Below are 2,979 nucleotides of genomic sequence, written 5' to 3'. Positions count from 1 at the left end.
TAACATGTCTTTGCAGAAACTGTAACAAACGTAGGGTAAGTTTTTGGGCAATTAGTACTACTCAGCTATGACATTACTGCCTTTACACCTGTAGCCTATCAACGTCATCGTCTCTGACGGCCCTATTTGGAAGTCTCATCTTGAGGGGAGTTTCGCACTTAGATGCTTTCAGCGCTTATCTCTTCCCGACGTAGCTACCCGGCAATGCAATTGGCATCACAACCGGTACACCAGCGGTCAGTCCAACCCGGTCCTCTCGTACTAAGGTCAGGTCCTCGCAAACTTCCCACGCCCGCAACAGATAGGGACCGAACTGTCTCACGACGTTCTGAACCCAGCTCGCGTGCCACTTTAATGGGCGAACAGCCCAACCCTTGGGACCTTCTTCAGCCCCAGGATGTGACGAGCCGACATCGAGGTGCCAAACCTCCCCGTCGATATGAGCTCTTGGGGGAGATCAGCCTGTTATCCCCAGCGTACCTTTTATCCTTTGAGCGACGGCTCTTCCATTCAAAACCGCCGGATCACTATACCCGTGTTTCCACCCTGCTCGGCTTGTCGGCCTTACAGTCAAGCTCCCTTATGCTATTGCACTCCTCGTACGGTTACCAAGCGTACTGAGGGAACCTTTGGAAGCCTCCGTTATCCTTTTGGAGGCGACCACCCCAGTCAAACTACCCACCAAGCAATGTCCCCGTATTCACGGGTTAGATACCAAACAAATAAAGGGTGGTATTTCAACAGTGACTCCACGAATCCTAGCGAACCCGCTTCAATGTCTCCCACCTATCCTACACATCATTTGTCCAGTACCAATACTAAGTTGCAGTAAAGGTGCATGGGGTCTTTCCGTCCCGTTGCGGGTACGCGGCATCTTCACCGCGACTACAATTTCACCGAGCTCATGGCTGAGACAGTGCCCAGATCGTTACACCATTCGTGCAGGTCGGAACTTACCCGACAAGGAATTTCGCTACCTTAGGACCGTTATAGTTACGGCCGCCGTTTACTGGGGCTTCGATTCAATGCGTCTCTTACGATAACATCCCCTCTTAACCTTCCAGCACCGGGCAGGTGTCAGGCCTTATACTTAGTCTTTAAACTTTGCAAAGCCATGTGTTTTTGTTAAACAGTCGCCTGGGCCTCTTCACTGCGGCCTCTGTTGCCAGAGGCGCCCCTTCTCCCGAAGTTACAGGGCTATTTTGCCGAGTTCCTTAGCCATGATTCACTCGAGCACCTTAGGATACTCTCCTCGACCACCTGTGTCGGTTTGCGGTACGGGTAATTATACGCTTAACGCTAGAAGTTTTTCTTGGAAGCCCTTAGGATCACTATCTGATTGTCCGTAAACGCTCAGTACTATCAGCTTCGGCTAGACTCACGCATTTAACTATGTGTCCAATACCTACAACCTTTAACGCGGTATTCCGTCACCGCGCGGATCTTTCATCACTCCGTCACTCCATCACTTGTATAATTAGTATGGAAATATTAATCCATTGTCCATCCACTACCCCTTTCGGGTTCGCGTTAGGTCCCGACTAACCCTGATCCGATTAGCGTTGATCAGGAAACCTGGGTCTTACGGTGTGCGGGTTTCTCGCCCGCATTATCGTTACTTATGCCTACATTTGCTTTTCCAAAAACTCCAGCGCAGCTTACGCCACACCTTCACTGTCGTTGGAATGCTCCCCTACCACTGCCCCTGATAAATCAGGGTACAATCCTTCGCTTCGGTACTATGTTTGATGCCCGATTATTATCGACGCCCTGTCGCTCGACCAGTGAGCTGTTACGCACTCTTTAAAGGAATAGCTGCTTCCAAGCTAACCTCCTGGCTGTCTCTGCAACTGGACCACCTTTGTTCAACTTAACATAGATTTTGGGACCTTAGCGGAAGGTCTGGGTTCTTTCCCTCTCGGACTTGGACCTTAGCACCCAAGCCCTCACTGCCGGTTCTATATGATGGCATTCGGAGTTCGTCAGGATTTGGTAGGATTTGACTCCCCCTAGTCCTATCGGTAGCTCTACCTCCATCATACAATTCCCGACGCTGTTCCTAAAAACATTTCGGGGAGTACGAGCTATTTCTCAGTTTGATTAGCCTTTCACCCCTACCCACAGCTCATCCGGAAACTTTTCAACGTTTATCGGTTCGGTCCTCCATTGTGTGTTACCACAACTTCAACCTGGCCATGGGTAGATCACTAAGTTTCGCGTCTACCCCCACCGACTAAAGCGCCCTTTCAGACTCGCTTTCGCTCCGGGTACGGTACTGAATACCTTACCCTTGCCGATGAGGAGTAACTCGTAGGCTCATTATGCAAAAGGCACGCCGTCACTACACACAGTAGCTCCGACCGCTTGTAAGCGCACGGTTTCAGGTTCTATTTCACCCCGTTATTCACGGTACTTTTCACCTTTCCCTCACGGTACTAGTTCACTATCGGTCTCTCAGGAGTATTTAGCCTTACCGGATGGTGCCGGCAGTTTCAATCGGGATTTCTCCGGTCCCGACCTACTCAGGATACCCGTCTCGCTATCAATCCTTCCAATACGGGACTCTCACCCTCTCTGGTCAGCTTTCCCACGCTGTTCTCGTCGGATTGATGTTGATTATACAGGTCCTACAACCCCGTCCATGCCGTAACATGAACGGTTTGGGCTCTTCCGCGTTCGCTCGCCACTACTTACGGAATCATTATTATTTTCTCCTCCTATGGGTACTTAGATGTTTCAGTTCCCCACGTTCGCTTTCCTTACGGAATAGTCTTAAAAGACTGGGTTGCCCCATTCGGACATCTACGGATCAAATCGCATTGGCCGATCCCCGTAGCTTTTCGCAGCTTATCACGTCCTTCTTCGCCTCTGAGAGCCTAGGCATCCCCCGTGCGCCCTTATTCACTTACTCTTCTACTTTTTCTGTCCCGATTACTCGGGACGTCTGTTACAATTTCTGCTCAACATGTCAATGAACTT

Annotated in this window: 1 rRNA gene; it reads right to left on the bottom strand. The window is 50.3% G+C overall.

From position 1 onward, the window contains the following. Positions 1–31: 31 nt before the first annotated feature. Positions 32–2,911, bottom strand: a 23S ribosomal RNA gene (locus LV85_RS21905). Positions 2,912–2,979: the final 68 nt, after the last annotated feature.

This window comes from Algoriphagus chordae (assembly GCF_003254055.1).
GTDB classification, from domain to species: domain Bacteria; phylum Bacteroidota; class Bacteroidia; order Cytophagales; family Cyclobacteriaceae; genus Algoriphagus; species Algoriphagus chordae.
Note: the sequence above shows the minus strand (reverse complement) of the source record. Positions and strands in the feature narration are given on the sequence as shown.